Here is an 18,632-nt window from a genome sequence, read left to right as displayed (position 1 = left end):
GAGACATGATGGGTTTCGCTTCGCTCTACCCATCCTACGGATTGAGCCATCGCAACGCCCCCTTCCCGGCGGCGAGACCGGTCGCAAACGACGCCTGCAACAGATAGCCGCCGGTCGGAGCCTCCCAGTCGAGCATCTCTCCGGCGGCGAAGACACCGGGCAATTTGCGCAGCATGAAATACGCGTCCAACTCGCTGAAAGCGATCCCGCCCGCGGTCGAGATCGCGCGATCGATCGGCGCGACGCCCGTGAGCTGCACCGGAATCGCGTTGATCAGCTGCGCGAGCTCTGCCGGCGAGAACGATGCCAGTGGCCGGCCAGACGCAATCGTTGTCTCCTGCATCAGGCCGATGCCGACAGGAGAGAGCTGCGCCGCCTTGCGCAGGAAATTCGCGAACGACTGCTTGCCGCGCGTCCCGGACAGGCGGGTGGTCAGCGCGGCGGCGTCGAGGTCCGGCCGCAGCGCGATCGTCAATGTCGCCTGCCCGATACCCAGCACCGCCTCGCGCAATTCCGCCGACAAGGCGTAGATGGCGCCACCTTCGATGCCCGCGCGGGTGACGACGGCCTCGCCGCGCACCGTGTGCGGACCAATCGTCAATGCGATGCCCTTCAGCGGCTGCCCTTCGAAGCGATCACGGAAGACATCCGACCACGCGACCGTGAAGCCGGAATTGGCCGGCCGCATCGGTGCGACGGCGATGCCCTTCGCTGCAACGGTCACCGTCCACGTCCCGTCGGAGCCAAGCCGCGGCCAGCTTGCGCCGCCGAGCGCAAGCACCGACGCGTCGGCATTGACCACGCGCGGACCATCCGGCGTTGCAAACAACAATCCGCCGCTGTCGTCCCACCCAATCCAGCGATGCCGGAACGCAAACGCAACACCCGCGGCATCGAGCCGCCGCAGCCAGGCACGCAGCAACGGCGATGCCTTGAACACTTTTGGAAACACGCGGCCGCTGGTGCCGATGAAGGTCGGCTGCCCTAGCGCCGCACTCCAGGCGCGCAGCGCGTCGGGCGGAAACGCCTCGACCACTGGCTTGAGGTGCTGCATCGCCTCACGATAGCGCGCGAGGAAATCGGGCAGCGGCTCGCTATGGGTGAGATTGAGCCCGCCGCGCCCGGCCATCAGGAACTTGCGGCCGGCCGACGGCATCGCGTCGTAGACGGTGACCTGTGCGCCGCCCGCCGCAAGGGTTTCCGCCGCCATCAGGCCGGCGGGACCGGCTCCGATGACGGCGACATTGTGTTGGCTGGCAGACATGCGCTGAGCCCGTATCGAGCCAAAAGGAAGGTGTCATTCCGGGGTGCGCCGCAAGGCGCAGGCCACAGATGCGCAATTGCGCATCGGGGAATCCATACTCACGATGGTGGTTATGGATTCTGGGCTCGTCGCTGCGCGACGCCCCGGAATGACGGCTTACAGCTTGATCCCGGCCCGCGCCGCGGCCTGGGCGACGTATTTCTGCGTCTGCTCGAACGCGCCCTGGAGCGCTTTCGCGGTCGACATGTCGCTGATCGCGTTGAAGTGCGCGGCAACGCCGTCGGGCGTCCATTCCGATTGCGGCAGGTTGACGCCTTCGGTCTCCAGCACGCGGATCACCGCGAACGAGCCGGCACCGGCGCCCATGATGGTGCGGGTCGGCGCATCCTCCGAGAGCAGAAACTCCACCGCCGGCGTGATCGCTTCCGGCTTCATCAGCGCCAGCGCCTGCGGCGGCAGCAGCTCCTCGGTCATCCGGGTCGCCGCCGTCGGCGAGACGGTGTTGACCTTGATATTGTTCTTGCGGCCCTCTTCGGCGAGCACGTTCATCAGGCCGACCATGCCGGCCTTCGCTGCGCCGTAATTGGCCTGGCCGAAATTGCCGAACAGGCCGGACGACGAGGTCGTCAGCACGATGCGGCCGTAGTTGCGCTCACGCATGCCGGCCCACACCGCCTTGCAGCAATAGAAGGTGCCGGTGAGATGCACGTCGAGCACCTTGGCCCAGTCGGCGACCTCGAGCTTGGTGAACGACTTGTCGCGCAGGATGCCGGCATTGGCGCAGAGCAGATCGACGCTGCCCCACTCCTTGGTGGCGCGCTCGACCATCGCGGTGACCTGCTCGAAGTTCGAGACGTCGGCGCCGTCGGCCATCGCGGTGCCGCCGGCCTTGCGGATCTCCTCGACCACGGTCTCGGCCGGCGACAGCGAGCCGCCGGTGCCGTCGCGCGCGCCGCCGAAATCGTTGACCACGACCTTGGCGCCGCGGCTGGCGAGCCCCAGCGCATGCGCCCGCCCGAGACCGTTGCCCGCGCCGGTGACGATAGCGACGCGTCCGTCAAACCTGATTGCCATGCCGTAATTCCTGCTCTGACTTCCCTTCTCCCCTTGTGGGAGAAGGTGGCGCGAAGCGCCGGATGAGGGGTTCTCTCCACGGATGAGCACGCGGAGAGAAACCCCTCACCCGGCTCCATCTCGCTCCGCTCGATCGCGCCACCCTCTCCCACAAGGGGAGAGGGTGAGTGCCCGAGCGGCATGAAAAGGTGGAGACTTTTGAGCAGCGATGGATCGCGGGGTCAAGCCCGGCCAAGACGCAAGCAGGCCAAACCCCAAGCGGCCACCGGGCGCGCTATACGGAAGGGGTCATAGATCCGCAGGGTTTCAGGCTTTTGAGCAGGTGCCCGCTCCAGCACTCGTGATGCTCCTGGGCGTAGCTCAGCGAGCCAATCACAATCAAACCGACCACGACAAGTCCGGCGACGATGTTCTGCACCATGGCTGCCACTCCCGGGACCGCACCGCCTCAACGGGAGCATGATGGACACCAGGGATCAAAGCCGTCAATGCGCTATGTGGATCAGCGGTGCGACGCACAACCCGTGAAGGCGGGTCGAGGCCGGCTCGCTCCACCTCTCCCGCTTGCGGGAAAGGTGGAGCTACTCAACTATCTGCTAGAGCCTCTCCCGTTCCGCTTGAATCGGAACGGAGGCTCTAGATTCTTGTTCGGAGCGTTTTCTTCACGCGAACCGGTGTCCACTTCGTTGGAAAACGCTCTAGCTGAAATAGATCAGGCCGAGCCAGTCGGCGACCAACGCGGGCTTCTCTTCGCCCTCGATCTCGACCGTGACGTTGGTGCGCGACAGCAGTTCCTTCGGCTTGCGCAGCGTGGCTTCGGCCAGCACGAAGCGGCCGCGGACGCGCTTGCCCGAGCGCACCGGCGAGATGAAGCGCAGCTTGTCGAAGCCGTAATTAACGCCCATCGCAGTGCCCTCGAGCACCGGCATCACCTCGTAGGACATGATCGACAGCAGCGACATCGTCAGGAAGCCATGGGCGATCGTGGTGCCGAAGGCGGTCTCCTGCTTCGCACGCTCGGGATCGACATGGATGAACTGGTGATCCTCGATCACGTCGGCATAGGTGTCGATGCGGCCCTGATCCAGCAGGTGCCACGAGGACACGCCGATCTCCTTGCCGACCATGCCCTGGTAGGTTTCCAGCGACACCGGCGGCTTCTTCCAGACTTCGTTCATTGGCTAACCTCCGCTAACCGGAGGTCCGCACCTTCTGCAGCTCCGGAAATTCTTCCTCGCGGAACTCGGTTCCGCGCAACGCATCGCTTCTGACATCGTCATGTTCGAGCCGGCGCAACTGCACCCGACGGATCTTTCCAGAAATCGTCTTTGGCAGTTCGGTAACCAGCTCGAGCTTGCGGATGCGTTTAAACGGTGCGAGCCGCGTGTGCAAATGCTTGAAGATCGACAGCGCCGTCTCCGGGGTGCGCTCGACGCCGGAGACCAGCAGCACATAGGCCTTGGGGACCGCCAGCCGGATCGGGTCCGGGCTCGGCACCACGGCGGCTTCCGCCACCGCGTCGTGCTCGAGCAGGACGCTCTCCAATTCGAACGGCGAGATGCGGTAGTCGGAGGATTTGAACACATCATCGGTGCGGCCGACGAAGGTCAGATAGCCCTCGTCGTCGGTGAACACGACATCGCCGCTGCGATAAATTGCGCCGCCGGTGCCGATCAGTCTGCCGTCGTCGCCCTGGTAGCCCTGCATCAGGCCCGCCGGCCGTTCAGCGCCGAGCAACAGCGTCACTTCGCCCTCCTTGGCGGCATGGCCGTCATTGTCGGTCACCTGCACGCGATAGCCCGGCAGCGGCCGGCCCATCGAGCCGACCTTCACCTTCTGCCCCGGCGAGTTGCCGGCCAGCGCCGTGGTCTCGGTCTGGCCGTAGCCGTCGCGGATGGTGAGGCCCCAGGCCGATTTGGCCTGGTCGATGATCTCAGGATTGAGCGGCTCGCCGGCGCCGCACACTTCACGCAGGCTCACCTTGAAGTCCGACAGTTGCTCCTGGATGAACATCCGCCACACCGTCGGCGGCGCACACAGCGTGGTGACGCCGCAGCGGCCGATGATCGAGAGCAGTCCTTTGGCCTCGAAGCGCGGCTGGTTGGCGATGAAGATCGTCGCGCCGGCATTCCATGGCGCGAAGAAGCAGCTCCAGGCGTGCTTGGCCCAGCCGGGCGAGGAGATGTTGAGATGAATGTCGCCGGGCTGCAGGCCGATCCAGTACATCGTCGAGAGATGGCCGACCGGATAGCTGCGCTGGCTGTGCCGCACCAGCTTCGGCTTTGCCGTGGTGCCCGAGGTGAAATACAGCAGCATCGGGTCGTCGGCCTTGGTCGGGCCATCAGGCGCGAAGGCATCCGACGCCTTGGCGGCATCCTCGAACGGCAACCAGCCCTCGTGGGTCTGCGTCGCACCGGCCACGATGCGCACCAGCGTTTCGCCGCCGAGGCCTGCGAACTTCGCGACCTGATCCTGCGTCGCAACCACCGCCTTCGCCTTGCCGCGATCCAGCCGGTCACGCAATTCGTCCGCCGTCAACAACGTGGTCGCGGGGATCACGACCACGCCGAGCTTCATCGCCGCCAGCATGGTCTCCCACAGCGGCACCACATTGCCGAGCAGCAGCAGCAGATGATCGCCGCGCTTCAGCCCCTGCGCGCGCAGGAAGTTCGCGACCTGGTTGGAGCGGCGTGACAGCTCGGCGAACGACAGCTTGGTCTCGTTGCTGCTGGCGGCATCGACGATCCACAGCGCCGGCCGGTCGCGGCTGTCGGCATTGTGTGCGAGTTCAGCGTCGAACCAGTCGAGCGCCCAGTTGAACGGCACGGGATCCGGCCAGCGAAATCCCTTCACCGCCGTGTCGTAGTCGGAGCGGTGCTTGAGCAGAAAGGCGCGTGCGTCCTGAAATGTGGTCATCGTCCGAACCCGTCGAATTTCACGCTAGCGACCAGCGTGGCATTCAATCGTAGCCCGGATGGAGCGCAGCGTAATCCGGGGCCGGTCGCGCCAACTGACGAAGCTGTCCCGGATTTCGCTGCGCTCCATCCGGGCTACAAGTGGAAGGCCGCTATTTCCCAGCGAGGCTCCGAACGTGCTGGATAATTCCGGAAAAGTCGACCCCGCCGTGGCCCGACGCGTCGAAGGTCTTATAGAGCTCCTGCGCATGCTTGCCGAGCGGCGTCACCGCGCCGGCGGCAGTGGCGGCGTCCTGCGCCAGCGTCAGGTCTTTCACCATCAGGTTGGAGGCGAAACCCGGCTTGTAATCGTTGTTGGCCGGCGAGGTCGGCACTGGACCGGGAACCGGGCAATAGGTGGTCAGCGACCAGCACTGCCCCGACGAGGTCGAGGCGACGTCGAACAGCGCCTGATGCGACAGGCCGAGCTTTTCGGCGAGCACGAAGGCCTCGCCGACCGCGATCATGGAAATGCCGAGGATCATGTTGTTGCAGATCTTGGCCGCCTGCCCGGCACCGCCGCCGCCACAATGCACGATCTTCTTGCCCATGTTGGCCAGCATCGGCTGCGCCGCCGCGAAGGCTTTCGTCTCACCACCGCACATGAAGGTCAGTGTCGCGCCCTTGGCGCCGCCGGTGCCGCCGGAAACCGGCGCATCGACCGAGGCGATGCCGTGCTTGGCGGCAAGCGCATGCGCCTGCTTGGCGCTCTCGACGTCGATGGTCGAGCAATCGATGATCAGCGTGCCCTTGGCCATCGCCGGCAGCACCTCGTTCCAGACGCCGAGCACATGCTTGCCGGCCGGCAGCATCGTGATCACGACATCGGCGCCCTTCACCGCGCCGACGCCGCTCTCGGCGATCGCGGCGCCATCGCTCTTGGCCTGATCGCGGGATGCCGCGACCAGATCGAACGCGGTCACCTTGTGGCCGGCCTTGACCAGATTGGCCGCCATCGGCCCGCCCATATTGCCGAGCCCGATGAATGCGACGTTTGCCATGGGAAGTCCTCCACTTGCGACGTTTCTATTTGCTGTCAGGAAATTTCAGTTCGTCGGCGCCGATCTCGGCGAAGTAAGGCGCCAGCATCTCTGCCGTCACGTCCTCGATTTGAGCGGGCGACCACTTCGGATCGCGGTCCTTGTCGATCACGGCGGCGCGCACGCCCTCGCGGAAATCGTCGCTGGCAAACACTTCGAGCGCCGCGCGATATTCGCGCACCAGGCATTCTTCGAGCGTCTCGGTCGCCCGCGCCAGCCGCAGCAGCTTCAGCGTCACCACCATGCCGCGCGGCGATTTCTCGCTGAGCGTCTTCAGCGTGGCTTGCGCGAGATCGGAGCCGTCGGCTTTCAGCGCAGCGACGATGTCTTCCATCCGTCCGCGCGCGAACCAGCCGTCGATTTTGGCCTGTAGCGCGGCGACGGGGCCGGATTTCTCGCCGGTGGCAAAACCTGCGATCAGCCGGTCGATTTCGGTGGACGTCGTGCCCGGCGCAACCTTGGTCAGCGCCTCGCGCAGCGCCGGGAGCTTGGCGCTCGGCACCACTGCATCGGCGAATTTCGCGTAGATCGCATCGGGTCCGTTCATGGTGGTGCCGGTCAGCCCGAAATAGGTGCCGATCTCGCCCGGCGAACGCGACAGAAGATAGGTGCCGCCGACGTCAGGGAAGAAGCCGAGCCCGACTTCCGGCATCGCGAGCTTGGTCCGCTCGGTCACCACGCGGTGCCGGCTGTGCGCCGACAGGCCTACGCCGCCGCCCATCACGATGCCGTCCATGAAGGCGACGTACGGCTTTGGAAATTTCTTGATCCGCGCGTTGAGGATGTACTCGTCGCGCCACAGGATCTTGCCGAGGTCGCCCTTGACCTTCGAGCTTTCCCAGAGCGCGCGGATATCGCCGCCGGCGCAGAGGCCGCGCTCGCCGGCGCCTTCCAGCACGATGACCGCGACATCGGGATCGGCCTCGAACGCGTCGAGCGCCCTGTCGATGTCGTGGAACATCTCCAATGTCACGGCATTAATCGCCTTCGGCCGGTTGAGCCGGATGATGCCGGCCGCCTCTTCCTTGCGCGCAATCAGGTCGCCTTCGGCAGCGGCCACATCATTCATCGCGCGCCCTCGATCAATTTGCGCGACACGATCAGCCGCATGATTTCATTGGTGCCTTCGAGGATCTGATGCACGCGCAGATCGCGCACGATCTTCTCGACGCCGTATTCGCTGAGATAACCGTAACCGCCGTGCAGTTGCAGCGCCTGGTTGGCGACCTCGAAACCGACATCGGTGCCGAACCGTTTCGCCATCGCGCACAGCATGGACGCGTCAGCATCCTTGCGGTCGAGCGCCGCGGCTGCGCGCCACAGGAAGGTGCGTGCGGCTTCGAGCTCGGTTGCCATGTCGGCGATCTTGAACTGCAGCGCCTGGAATTCGTCGAGCCGCTTGCCGAAGGCCTTGCGGTCCTTCATGTAGGCCAGCGCCTTGTCGAGCGCCGTCTGCGCACCGCCGAGCGAGCATGCCGCGATGTTGAGACGGCCGCCGTCGAGACCGGCCATCGCGATCTTGAAGCCGATGCCCTCCTCGCCCAGCCGGTTTTCGACCGGCACGCGCGCATTCTCGAATACGACCGCGCGGGTCGGTTGCGCATTCCAGCCCATCTTGCGCTCATTGGCGCCGAACGACACGCCCGGCGTCTTGCCGTCGACGACGATCGTCGAGACGCCGCCGGGCCCATCGCCGCCGGTGCGCACCATCGCGACCAGAAGGTCAGTGCTGCCGGCGCCGGAGATGAACTGCTTCTGGCCGTTGAGGACGTAATGGTCGCCGTCACGCACCGCGCGGGTGCGCAGCGCAGCGGCATCGGAGCCGGCGCCCGGCTCGGTCAGGCAGTAGCTCGCGAGCAGCTCCATGGTGCAGAGCTTCGGCAGCCACCGGTGGCGCTGGGTGTCGTTGCCATAGGCATCGATCATCCAGGACGCCATGTTGTGGATCGAGATGAAGGCGGACGTGGTCGGACAGCCCGTCGCCAGCGCCTCGAAGATCAGCGCCGCGTCGAACCGCGTCATCGCCGAGCCGCCGACATCGTCCTTGATGTAGATGCCGCCGATGCCGAGGCCTGCTGCCTCGCGCATCACGTCCACCGGAAAGTGCTTCTTCTCGTCCCATTCGAGCGCGTGCGGCGCGATCTTCTCCGCCGCAAACGCCCGCGCCATGTCGCGAACTGCGATCTGGTCCTCGTTGAGAGCGAACTGCATCATTGCCTCGCCCTGAACGGACTTACTTCATCGTCGGGATCGAGAACTCCGCGCCGTCCTTGACGCCGGACGGCCAACGCGAGGTCACCGTCTTGGTCTTGGTGTAGAAGCGAACCGAGTCAGGGCCGTGCTGGTTGAGATCGCCGAAGCCGGACTTCTTCCAGCCGCCGAAGGTGTAGTAGGCGATCGGCACCGGGATCGGCACGTTGACGCCGACCATGCCGACATTGACCTTGGCCGCGAAGTCGCGCGCCGCGTCGCCGTCACGGGTGAAGATCGCAACGCCGTTGCCATAGTCGTGGTCGGACGGCAGCGCCAGCGCTTCGTGATAATCCTTGGCGCGCACCACCGAGAGCACCGGGCCAAAAATCTCTTCCTTGTAGATCCGCATGTCCTTGGTGACGTTGTCGAACAGCGAACCGCCGAGATAGAAGCCGTTCTCGTAGCCCTGCATCTTGAAGCCGCGGCCGTCGACCGCCAGCGTCGCGCCTTCCTTGACGCCGATGTCGATGTAGCTCTTGACCTTCTCGACCGCCTCGCGGGTCACCAGCGGACCGTAATCGGCCGACGGATCGACCGAGGTGCCGATCTTGAGCGACTCGACGCGCGGGATCAGCTTTTCCATCAGCCGGTCGGCGGTGGTCTTGCCGACGGGCACCGCAACCGACACTGCCATGCAGCGCTCGCCGGCCGAGCCGTAGCCGGCGCCGATCAGCGCATCGACTGCCTGGTCCATGTCGGCGTCCGGCATGATGATGGCGTGGTTCTTGGCGCCGCCGAAGCACTGGCAGCGCTTGCCGGTCTGCGCGGCGCGCTCGTAGATGTACTGCGCGATCGGGGTCGAGCCGACGAAGCCGATGGCCTTGACGTCGGGATCGTCGAGGATGGCGTCGACCGCTTCCTTGTCGCCGTTGACGACGTTGAGGATGCCGGCCGGCAAGCCCGCTTCGATCATCAGTTCGGCAAGCATCATCGGCACGCCCGGATCGCGCTCCGACGGCTTGAGGATGAAGGCATTGCCGCAGGCGATCGCGGGCGCGAACTTCCACATCGGAATCATCGCCGGGAAGTTGAACGGCGTGATGCCGGCGACCACGCCGAGCGGCTGGCGCATCGAATAGATGTCGATGCCGGGGCCGGCGCCTTCGGTGTACTCGCCCTTCATCAGATGCGGGATGCCGCAGGCGAACTCAGCGACTTCGAGGCCGCGCTGGATGTCGCCCTTGGCGTCGGGAACGGTCTTGCCATGCTCGCGCGCCAGCAGCTCGGCGAGCTTGTCATAGTCGCGCTGCACCAGCTCGACGAATTTCATCATGACGCGGGCGCGGCGCTGCGGGTTGGTGGCGGCCCATTCGGGCTGCGCGGCGCGGGCGTTCTCCACTGCGGCGCGAACTTCGGCCTTGGAGGCCAGCGCCACCTTGGCCTGGACGTCGCCGGTCATCGGCTCGAAGACGTCAGCCGTACGGCCCGAGGTGCCCTTGACCTCCTTGCCACCGATGAAATGTCCGATCGAGCGCATGAATATCCTCCCTTGAAGACGTGAATCGCCGCTCCTCGCGGCGAGATCGCTTTACAAACCCTAATGACCCTGCATTTTATAGGATTCAAGTCCGATAAATTGCACCATAGATGTGCGGAAATGCAGGATCAAGGCGGCGACACGATCGACTGGGACGACTTCCGCTTCGTGCTTGCCATCGTGCGCGGCGGGTCGGTGTCGGCTGCCGCCAAGCAGCTCGGCGTCGATCATGCCACAGTGATCCGGCGTGTCGACCGGCTGGAAGGCCACCTCTCCGCAAAACTGTTTGATCGCCGCAAGACCGGCTACCTGCTGACCGAGGCCGGCCAGCGCGTCGCCGACAGCGCGGAGGCGATGGAATCGACCATCGTCGCCAACCAGGAAGCGGTCGGCGGCTCGCGCGCCCACCTCACCGGCACGGTGCGGATCGGCGCGCCGGACGGCTTCGGCAGCCACTTTTTGGCTTCGCGGCTGGTCAAGTTCACCGAGCGGTATCCCGATCTCGATCTGCAGCTGGTCGCCACCGCGCGGCTGTTCTCGCTCTCCAAGCGCGAGGCCGACATCGCGATCAGCCTGACCATGCCGAAGGAAGGCCGCATCGTCGGCCGCAAGCTGCTCGACTACACGCTCGGGCTTTATGCCGCACCCGGCTATCTGGCGCAGGCCCCAAGGATTGCCGCGCGCGGCGACCTGCCGAAGCACCGCTTCGTCGGCTACATCGAGGAACTGCTGTTCACGCCGGAACTGGACTATCTGCCGCTGGTCTCGCCGAAGATCTCGGCCAAATTCCGCAGCGCCAACCTGATCGCGCAGCTCAACGCCACCATCGCCGGTTTCGGCATCGCCGTGCTGCCGCACTTCATGGCGACCACCCACCCCGAATTGCAACCGGTGCTGCGCGACGAGGTGCGGATCTCGCGCACCTTCTGGCTGTTGATGCACGCCGACAGCAAGGACCTCGCCCGCATCCGCGCGGTGGCGGATTACATCTACGAGACGGTGGAAGCCGAGCGCGCGCTGTTCGCCGGGGCGACCTGACCAGCGCTGGCCCTCGAGCTCAGTTTGAGAAATGCCTTTTGAGAAATGCCTTGGCAGTGTGGCGCTTCATCCTTAAACCGCATTTTGGACGGATCCTGAGTAGGGAGTAACGCTGTGCCCGACCCGGAAAGTCTTCCCATCGATCAGATTTACGTGCCCGTTAAGAAACGGAAAACCCTCAGGCCTGAGCTCGTTCAAGAAATCGCGGCGAGCATTCTGGAAGTTGGGCAACAAGTCCCCATTCTCGTTCGGCCTGATGAGGGCCGCCTGGTTTTGCTCGAGGGGTTGCATCGGCTCGAGGCCTGCAAGGCGCTTGGCGAGACAACCATCATCGGAGTCTGGGGTTCAGCAGAGACCGCTCACCACAAGACGCTGTTGTCCGACGGAGCTGAGACAGAGGCCGAGCGGGACAAAATGGCGCGACTGAAGAAGCTGCGCCTCGAGAGAGAAGCTGCCGAGAGATCGTCGGCTTCCGCAGACGCGATCGTTGAAACTGAATCAGCCAAGCCTCGGTCGGCTCGCTCGGGAACGAGCATCAGACGAGGGTCCTCGGGCGATCCAGGATCAAAAACGAGGACGCTGTCGGAATGGCTCACACAACAAAAGCGCGATGGTGGTCGTTATTGATTACCGCCTCGGCCGTCAGGGTCGGACGGAGCATGCGAAGGGCCATCACTCCGGAAGCCTCGCAGGGCTGAGGCCTTCCAAAGGGTGCCTCATGTCTTCGTTGCCGACGAAAACTAAACCGGGGAGATCCGGCGCCTCGTCGCAGGAACTCGCCTAATTCACCTTGGTCTTCTTCGCCGGCGCCTTCGCAGCCGCCGCCCGCCCCAGCACCGCCTCGCGGCCGGCGCTCAGGATCTCGTCGGACATTTCGCCGCTGCCTGCGATCCGCGACATCACGATGGTGCCCAGCATGGTCGCGAGCGTGGCCATCGCCTGCTTGCGCGCGGTCTTGCGCGGCATGTCCTGGATCTGGTCGGTGATCATATCGATCATCTGGTCGAGCTTGAGCGCAAAGGCCTTGCGGGTCTTCAGGCTTTCGCGGGCGATCTCGGCGCCGAGCGCCGGCACCGCGCAGCCCTGGCCGGGATCGTCGCGATGCACCGCCGACAGGTAGCCGTCGACGATGGTCGCAAGCCGCTTCTCCGGCGGCACCTCTGCCGTGACCTTGCGCCAGCGCTCGTTGGCGCGGTCCATGGCGTAGTTGAAGGCCTCGATCACCAGCGCCTCGCGTGAATCGAAATGCGCGTAGAAGCCGCCATGAGTCAGGCCGGCGTCCTTCATCAGGTCGGCGACGCCGATGCCATGGGCGCCCCTCTCGCGCAGCCGCGTCGCGGCCTTCTTCACGATCCGCGCGTGGGTCTCCTGCTTGTGTTCTTTCGAATAGCGCATGCCGCTCTCATGGAATGTTTCTAATCATACAATAACAGATTTGCGCCCGGAATGCTGCAGTTATTTCGCTTTTGGTTCCCCGCCGAGCATGGAAAATGTCGCAGTCGCGTGCACCGCAAGATTGCCCTTGCCGTCGCGGACGAGGCCCTCGGTGTAGCTGGTCTGGCGGCCGAGCTTGATCACCTTGCCCTCGGCCGAGATGGTTCCGGAGCGCGCCGAGAGCGGGCGCAGATAGGTCAGCTTGAGGTCCAGCGTCACCGAGGTCTGCCCTGCCGGCAGCATGGTCGAGATCGCACAGCCCATCGCGGTATCGAGCAGCGCCGCGGCGGTCGCACCGTGCAAGAGGCCGATGGTGTTCTCCAGGCTCTCATGCGGCTCGAGTTCCATCACGATCCGCCCCTCGTCGACGACGGCCACGCGGAAGCCGATCAGTTTTGCCATCGGCGGCGGCGGCAAGGAGCCGTCGCGGATCGCACGCATCGCCGCGATGCCGGACATCGGCATCGCCGCCCTGGCGACCGGCCCGGGCGCCTGCCATTCGACCACGCGCGTGCGCGTCAGTTCGGGCGAATGCAGGTGTGATGTCTCGGCGGCGGTCATGACGGCTCCATTTATATGATATGTATAATTCTATATATCCGCGTCCCCTGACGCAACTGCCGGCCAGTGTCTTGACAGAGACAGGCTTTGTCCGGGACATGGCCCAAGTCGTTCAATTCCTGCGCCGGGACTTTTCCATGGACATGCTCAATCCCCACTGCGGCATCGACCGCGACACCAGAGGCGTCGTCCGCCTCACGATCTGCAACGCCGGCAAGCTGAACATCGTCAGTTCCGCGGTGACCAACGGCGTGCGCGAAGGCTTTGAGCACCTCGCCGCTGATCGCAGTGTCCGCGCGGTGATCCTGGCCGGCGAAAGCGAGCGCAGCATGATCGGCGGCGCCGACATCAAGGAGATGGCGACGCTCGACCAGACCTCGGCGGAAGCGTTCATCAGCCGTCTGCGCGACCTCTGCGAGGCCGTACGCAAATTCCCCGCGCCTGTCATCGCCCGCCTGCCCGGCTGGTGCCTCGGCGGCGGGCTCGAGGTCGCGGCCGCGTGCGACGTCAGGGTCGCGGCGCATGATGCGATGTTCGGGATGCCCGAGGTGCGCGTCGGCATCCCCTCGGTGATCCACGCCGCTTTGCTGCCGCGCCTGATCGGCTGGGGCCGCGCCCGTTGGCTGATGATGACAGCGGAGAACATCGACGCCCCCACCGCGCTCGCCTGGGGCCTGGTCGACACGGTGGCAAAACCCGGCGGCCTCGATGAGGCCGTCGAGCACACCGTCAAGGCTCTGCTGGAATGCGGCCCCGAGGCGCTGCGGATCCAGAAGGACCTGCTGCGGCAATGGGAAGAGCTGCCGCTGACCGAGTCGGTCAACCTCAGCGTCGGCGTGTTCGGAAAATCCTTCCAGACCGGCGAGCCGCAACGGCTGTTGCAGGGATTCTTGGATCGGAAGCGGTAACAACGACACCTTGTAGCCCGGATGGAGCGCAGCGAAATCCGGGACACATCATCCGCGGGTGGAATCGCCCCGGATTGCGCTTCGCTTCATCCGGGCTACGAGACCAACCTGACAGACTGTTGACCACGAGCCTCAGCGGATTAGTCTAACCTCCATCGTGAGCTTGGTGTTTCGGATCGAGAACGTCGATCGGAACACGCTCTCTCGCGGATCGCCGCGCGCGCGGCCAACAAAACAATCAATTCGGGACAGACGCACGAGGTCAGAACTCAAGAGCTGCAGGAGGACATATGGTCCAAAAGCGCGACGTTCCCGGTATCCGCCCCTACAATGCTCCGGCTGGCGGCTGGGGCGCCCTCAAGGCCACCGCGATCGCGGTGCGCGACCAGATGGATCTGGTCGAGGCGCCGATCACGCTGCTCCGCACCAACAAGCCCGACGGATTCGACTGTCCGGGCTGCGCCTGGCCGGACAAGGAGCACACCTCCACCTTCCAGTTCTGCGAGAACGGCGCCAAGGCCGTGACCTGGGAGGCGACCAGCAAGCGCGTCACGCCTCAATTCTTCGCCGACCATACCGTCACCGAGCTGCTGACCTGGAGCGACTTCCATCTGGAGAACGAGGGCCGGCTGACCGAGCCCCTCGCCTATGACGAGGCGTCCGACACCTACCAGCCGATCGCATGGGATAACGCCTTCGCGCGGATCGGCGCGAGCCTGCGCAGCCTGCCTGATCCCGGCATGGCCGAATTCTACACTTCTGGCCGCGCCTCGAACGAGGCCGCGTTCCTGTTCCAGATCTTCGCGCGCGAATACGGCAGCAACAATTTCCCCGACTGCTCGAACATGTGTCACGAGGCGACCAGCGTCGGGCTGCCGCAATCGATCGGCATCGGCAAGGGCACGGTGTCGCTGGACGATTTCGACCATTGCGAGCTGATCATCGCGATGGGCCACAACCCCGGCACCAACCATCCGCGCATGATGGGCACGTTGTGGGAGGTTTCGCGCCGCGGCGTGCCGATCATCGTGTTCAATCCGCTGCGCGAACGCGCGCTGGAGCGCTTTGCCGATCCGCAAGACCCGATCGAGATGGCGACCCTTGGCTCGACGCGGATCGCCTCGACCTATTACCAGCCGAAAGTCGGCGCCGACGCCGCGGTGCTGAAAGGCGTCATGAAGGCGCTGATCGAGAAGGACGACGCGACGCACGACGTGCTCGACCACGCCTTCATTGCCGAGCACACCAACGGTTTTGCCGCATTCGCCGCCGATCTGCGCGCCACGCCGTGGGATGCGATCGAGACCGTCTCCGGCTTCAGCCGCGCCCAGCTCGGCGAGGTCGCCGCCGCCTACGCAAAGTCCAATGCCACCATCGTCACCTACGGCATGGGCATCACCCAGCACAGCCGCGGCACCGACAATGTCCAGCAGATCGCAAACCTGCTGCTTCTGAAGGGCAATTACGGCAAGCCGGGCGCAGGCATCTGCCCTCTGCGCGGCCACTCCAACGTGCAGGGCAACCGCACCGTCGGCATCACCGAGAAGCCCAACATCCCGATGTTCGAGGGCATCGAGCGCACCTTCGGCTTCAAGCCGCCGCGCCATCACGGCCATGATGCGGTCGCCGCGATGGAGGCGATCGACGACGGAAGGTCGAAAGTGCTGATCTGCCTCGGCGGCAATTTTGCCATCGCGCTGCCCGATCCCGAGCGTTGTGCGGCCGGCATGCGCAAGCTCGAGCTTGCCGTCCATCTCGGCACCAAGCTGAACCGCTCGCATCTCCTGGTCGGCAAGCAGTCGATCATCCTGCCGGTGCTGGGCCGCACCGAGCGCGACATCCAGGCCTCGGGCCCGCAGGTCGTCACCGTCGAGGATTCGATGTCGATGGTGCACGCCTCGCGCGGCAAGCTGACCCCGGCCTCCGAAAACCTGCTTTCGGAATCGGCGATCGTTGCCGGCATCGCGATGGCGACCTTGCCGGCAAGCAAGGTGCCGTGGACTGAGCTGATCGCCGATTACGACCGCATCCGCGATGCGATCGAAGGCGTCTTCCCCGATTTTAGGGATTACAACGCGCGGATTCGGATTCCCGGCGGCTTCCGCCTGCCGCTGCCGCCGACCGAACGCAAATGGACCACGCCATCGGGCAAGGCCGAATTCCTGATCTTCGACGGCCTCGAAGAGGACCCGGTCTTGACCGATGAGACCATCCTCAAGCTCGCTACCATCCGCAGCCACGACCAGTACAACACCACGATCTATGGACTGAACGACCGCTATCGCGGCGTGTTCGGGCGGCGCGACGTCCTGTTCGCCAACGAGGCCGACCTCACCGCGCGCGGCCTCGCCCATGGCGATCTCGTCGAGATCGAGACCGCGCTGCCCTCGGGCGCGCCGCGCCGCCTCACGCTGACCGCGATCGTCTACGACATCGCCCGCGGCTCGGTCGCCGCCTACTATCCCGAAGCGAACGGCCTCGTGCCGCTCGACTATCAGGACAAGGAGAGCGGCACGCCGTCGTACAAGTCGGTGCCGGTGCATATTCGGCGGGCGGCTCAGGCTGCGTAGCGGCCTTCGTAGCCCGGATGGAGCGAAACGAAATCCGGGGCGCGCTATCCGCGGATAGGACTTCCCGGATTGCGCTTCGCTCCATCCGGGCTACGCGCACTGGTCACCTTGCATTGGCCGGCGCATGCACCGGCCACAGATCGGCCCGCCAGTGCAGCGCGATCGCCAGCATCGCGATGAAGCCGGCGGCGGCGAGCAGCGTGCCGGTTGCGGTGTAGCCGATCAGGTCGATCAGGCTGCCGGCCGCGAGCAGGCCGAGCGGCAGACCGTAGATCACCATCATGCGCACGCCCATCACGCGGCCGCGCAGATGGGCGCTGGCGTTGCGCATCAGCATCACGGCGGCGGAGATCATCGACATGCTCTGCGCAATGCCGGCCAGCACCAGGCAGGCCATCGCCACCGGCATGGTCCTGAGCTCGACGAACACCAGCAGCATCGCATACCAGGCGAGCGTCGCGCCGATCAAAAGCCGCGCGATGCGCACGCCGCCCGCCATGCTGAGCGTAATCGAGCCGATCAGCGAGCCGAATGCGAAACTCGCCGAGAGATAGCCGAGGCCGGTCTGGTCGGTATGGAAGATGTCGCGCGCGACGAAAGGCAGCAGGCCGTTGGTGAGCGGAAACGCGGTGAGGTTGGCGAGGAACGCGACGCAGAGCGCCGCGCGCATGCCGGGGCCGCTCCAGGCATAGACGATGCCCTCCTTGAGGTCGCGCAGCAGCGCCGAACCGGGCAAGTCGCTTGCCGATTGATCGGCCGCGCCGTGCACTTGTGCCGGCCGGCCCATGCAGAGCATCAGCACCGCGGCAACGAAATAGAAGCTCGCGATCCCGACATAGACGTAGCCGATGCCGAGCGCCGCGAACAATCCCGCTCCGCTCAGTGCGCCGGCGATGCGCGCCGAGTCCTGCGTCGTGCGCGCCAGGCTGATGGCGCCGACCATCTGCGCCGGCGGCATGATGTCGGCCAGCAGCGCGCCGCGCACGCCGAGGTCCGACGGACGGATCACGCCCATCAGCGCGACGATGATCATGACATTCAGCGGCGCCAGATGGCCTGATAGCGCCAGAATCATGATGATCCCGGCGAGCGCCGTGTAGGCAAAGCGCATCACGGCGAGCAGATCGCGATGCCCCATGCGGTCGCCGATCATGCCGACGACGGGCGCGACCAGCGTTCCGACATATTGCAACGAGGCCATCACGGTCAGCAGCAGCACCGAGCCGGTCTCGACCATGATGTACCAGCCGAGCACCAGCGTCTCGACCTCGAACGCCCAGGAGGTGAGCAGGTCGGACGGCCATTGAAAGCGATAGCTACGGATGCGAAATGGCGCGAGCGCGGAAGTCCGCGTGGTCCCGCTCAAGACGCGATGACGCGTGTCACGGCGTGTCCTGCCCTTTTCTTGGTTCTTCTGGGTCTTGAATCCGGATTTTTAGATCCCGGCCGTTGATTCTCTTGGGAAAACGTCCTGTTCCGCGAGCGTAGCGCCGAGCCTGTCGGTGTCAATCGAAGCCGCCGCATGCAGCCATGCGCGTGGGCATCGGCGGCAACCGCGTTGCACTGCCCAGCCCCCTGCGGCCGCCGAATCGGCCCCCTCCGCCCCGCAGGATGAATGTGCTAACATGCCTCCGCCGAAATCGCGGAGGACGCCATGACAGCCTTCGAAGTTTTCGCGATCTACGTGACGCCCTTTGTGATCATCGGGATCGCCATCAAGCTATTGATGAAGCGTTACGCCGTCGACCTGCCCGACGTGCAGAAGCAGGCAGGCTCGACACCGAAGCGGCGGTTCTTGCTCGGCGCCTGGCGGTCGGACTAGGTCACGTCGCGGGCCATCCGGGACGCGCCACCTCCACAGGGAAATTCTCAATCACTGAGTTGCCCGACGGCGCAAGCCCCTTGCATAAAAATATTTCGCTTTATCAGAAAATCAACTCGGTGTATGGTTCGCCCGTCTCGCCCAATCGAGGGGCGCTTCGCGATCGTCACGAACGTGGGTCGAGATGCGGTGGACGCGGATTGCGCAGCTGACGAGTGCGCATGATGCGGACGGTGA

Annotated in this window: 17 protein-coding genes; 5 read left to right on the top strand and 12 right to left on the bottom strand. The window is 65.1% G+C overall.

Going from position 1 to position 18,632, the window contains the following annotated elements; genetic code table 11:
- Positions 1 to 34 precede the first annotated feature (34 nt).
- From ACOIX3_RS17115 to ACOIX3_RS17075, 9 genes are all read right to left on the bottom strand, one after another.
- The gene (locus ACOIX3_RS17115) at positions 35 to 1,210 is read right to left on the bottom strand and encodes a TIGR03862 family flavoprotein (protein ID WP_420971748.1); all 1,176 of its coding nucleotides are present in this window, start codon (positions 1,208 to 1,210) and stop codon (positions 35 to 37) included.
- Positions 1,211 to 1,420: 210 nt separating this feature from the next.
- Positions 1,421 to 2,338 carry an SDR family NAD(P)-dependent oxidoreductase gene (locus ACOIX3_RS17110; protein ID WP_212317975.1) on the bottom strand — a complete coding sequence of 306 codons (918 nt, stop codon included), beginning with the start codon at positions 2,336 to 2,338 and terminating at the stop codon, positions 1,421 to 1,423.
- A gap of 274 nt (positions 2,339 to 2,612) precedes the next feature.
- Positions 2,613 to 2,759 carry a hypothetical protein gene (locus ACOIX3_RS17105; protein ID WP_171947537.1) on the bottom strand — a complete coding sequence of 49 codons (147 nt, stop codon included), beginning with the start codon at positions 2,757 to 2,759 and terminating at the stop codon, positions 2,613 to 2,615.
- A gap of 277 nt (positions 2,760 to 3,036) precedes the next feature.
- Positions 3,037 to 3,516, bottom strand: coding sequence for a MaoC family dehydratase (locus ACOIX3_RS17100; protein WP_244063774.1), 480 nt, complete (start codon positions 3,514 to 3,516; stop codon positions 3,037 to 3,039).
- A 13-nt stretch (positions 3,517 to 3,529) separates the two neighbouring features.
- Positions 3,530 to 5,254 carry an AMP-binding protein gene (locus ACOIX3_RS17095; protein ID WP_420970997.1) on the bottom strand — a complete coding sequence of 575 codons (1,725 nt, stop codon included), beginning with the start codon at positions 5,252 to 5,254 and terminating at the stop codon, positions 3,530 to 3,532.
- Positions 5,255 to 5,405: 151 nt separating this feature from the next.
- Positions 5,406 to 6,293 (bottom strand): 3-hydroxyisobutyrate dehydrogenase, encoded by an 888-nt coding sequence (gene mmsB, locus ACOIX3_RS17090; protein WP_420970996.1) that lies wholly within the window; start codon positions 6,291 to 6,293, stop codon positions 5,406 to 5,408.
- A gap of 25 nt (positions 6,294 to 6,318) precedes the next feature.
- Positions 6,319 to 7,401, bottom strand: coding sequence for an enoyl-CoA hydratase/isomerase family protein (locus ACOIX3_RS17085; protein ID WP_420970995.1), 1,083 nt, complete (start codon positions 7,399 to 7,401; stop codon positions 6,319 to 6,321).
- Positions 7,398 to 8,543: an isobutyryl-CoA dehydrogenase gene (locus ACOIX3_RS17080; protein ID WP_342722513.1), complete on the bottom strand. Its 1,146-nt coding sequence runs from the start codon at positions 8,541 to 8,543 to the stop codon at positions 7,398 to 7,400. The genes ACOIX3_RS17085 and ACOIX3_RS17080 overlap by 4 nt, the downstream gene beginning before the upstream one ends.
- A 22-nt stretch (positions 8,544 to 8,565) precedes the next feature.
- Positions 8,566 to 10,062 (bottom strand): CoA-acylating methylmalonate-semialdehyde dehydrogenase, encoded by a 1,497-nt coding sequence (locus tag ACOIX3_RS17075; protein ID WP_420970994.1) that lies wholly within the window; start codon positions 10,060 to 10,062, stop codon positions 8,566 to 8,568.
- A 120-nt stretch (positions 10,063 to 10,182) separates the two neighbouring features.
- On the opposite strand from ACOIX3_RS17075, the gene ACOIX3_RS17070 reads away from it, so the two are divergent.
- Together ACOIX3_RS17070 and ACOIX3_RS17065 are read left to right on the top strand one after the other, a co-directional pair.
- Positions 10,183 to 11,100 carry a LysR family transcriptional regulator gene (locus ACOIX3_RS17070; RefSeq protein ID WP_420970992.1) on the top strand — a complete coding sequence of 306 codons (918 nt, stop codon included), beginning with the start codon at positions 10,183 to 10,185 and terminating at the stop codon, positions 11,098 to 11,100.
- A gap of 114 nt (positions 11,101 to 11,214) precedes the next feature.
- Complete coding sequence (locus ACOIX3_RS17065) at positions 11,215 to 11,727, top strand: ParB N-terminal domain-containing protein (protein WP_420970991.1); 513 nt, start codon at positions 11,215 to 11,217, stop codon at positions 11,725 to 11,727.
- 153 nt (positions 11,728 to 11,880) lie between these two features.
- Here the strand turns inward: ACOIX3_RS17065 and ACOIX3_RS17060 are convergent, their stop codons facing one another.
- Complete coding sequence (locus ACOIX3_RS17060) at positions 11,881 to 12,495, bottom strand: TetR/AcrR family transcriptional regulator (protein WP_420970990.1); 615 nt, start codon at positions 12,493 to 12,495, stop codon at positions 11,881 to 11,883.
- Positions 12,496 to 12,555: 60 nt separating this feature from the next.
- A complete protein-coding gene (locus ACOIX3_RS17055; RefSeq protein ID WP_420970989.1) occupies positions 12,556 to 13,095 on the bottom strand; it encodes a PaaI family thioesterase in 540 nt (179 codons plus the stop codon).
- A gap of 137 nt (positions 13,096 to 13,232) precedes the next feature.
- On the opposite strand from ACOIX3_RS17055, the gene ACOIX3_RS17050 reads away from it, so the two are divergent.
- Both ACOIX3_RS17050 and ACOIX3_RS17045 read left to right on the top strand, forming a co-directional pair.
- The gene (locus ACOIX3_RS17050) at positions 13,233 to 14,003 is read left to right on the top strand and encodes an enoyl-CoA hydratase (RefSeq protein WP_420970988.1); all 771 of its coding nucleotides are present in this window, start codon (positions 13,233 to 13,235) and stop codon (positions 14,001 to 14,003) included.
- Between the two features lie 290 nt (positions 14,004 to 14,293).
- On the top strand, positions 14,294 to 16,573 hold the full coding sequence (locus ACOIX3_RS17045; RefSeq protein ID WP_420970987.1) for an FdhF/YdeP family oxidoreductase: 2,280 nt from the start codon (positions 14,294 to 14,296) through the stop codon (positions 16,571 to 16,573).
- 103 nt (positions 16,574 to 16,676) lie between these two features.
- On the opposite strand, the gene ACOIX3_RS17040 is transcribed toward ACOIX3_RS17045, so the two are convergent.
- A complete protein-coding gene (locus ACOIX3_RS17040; protein ID WP_420970986.1) occupies positions 16,677 to 17,939 on the bottom strand; it encodes an MFS transporter in 1,263 nt (420 codons plus the stop codon).
- 288 nt (positions 17,940 to 18,227) lie between these two features.
- On the opposite strand from ACOIX3_RS17040, the gene ACOIX3_RS17035 reads away from it, so the two are divergent.
- Positions 18,228 to 18,395 carry a hypothetical protein gene (locus tag ACOIX3_RS17035; RefSeq protein ID WP_420970985.1) on the top strand — a complete coding sequence of 56 codons (168 nt, stop codon included), beginning with the start codon at positions 18,228 to 18,230 and terminating at the stop codon, positions 18,393 to 18,395.
- Positions 18,396 to 18,632 lie beyond the last annotated feature (237 nt).

The organism is Bradyrhizobium sp. B120 (assembly GCF_049075665.1).
Lineage (GTDB): Bacteria > Pseudomonadota > Alphaproteobacteria > Rhizobiales > Xanthobacteraceae > Bradyrhizobium.
Note: the sequence above shows the minus strand (reverse complement) of the source record. Positions and strands in the feature narration are given on the sequence as shown.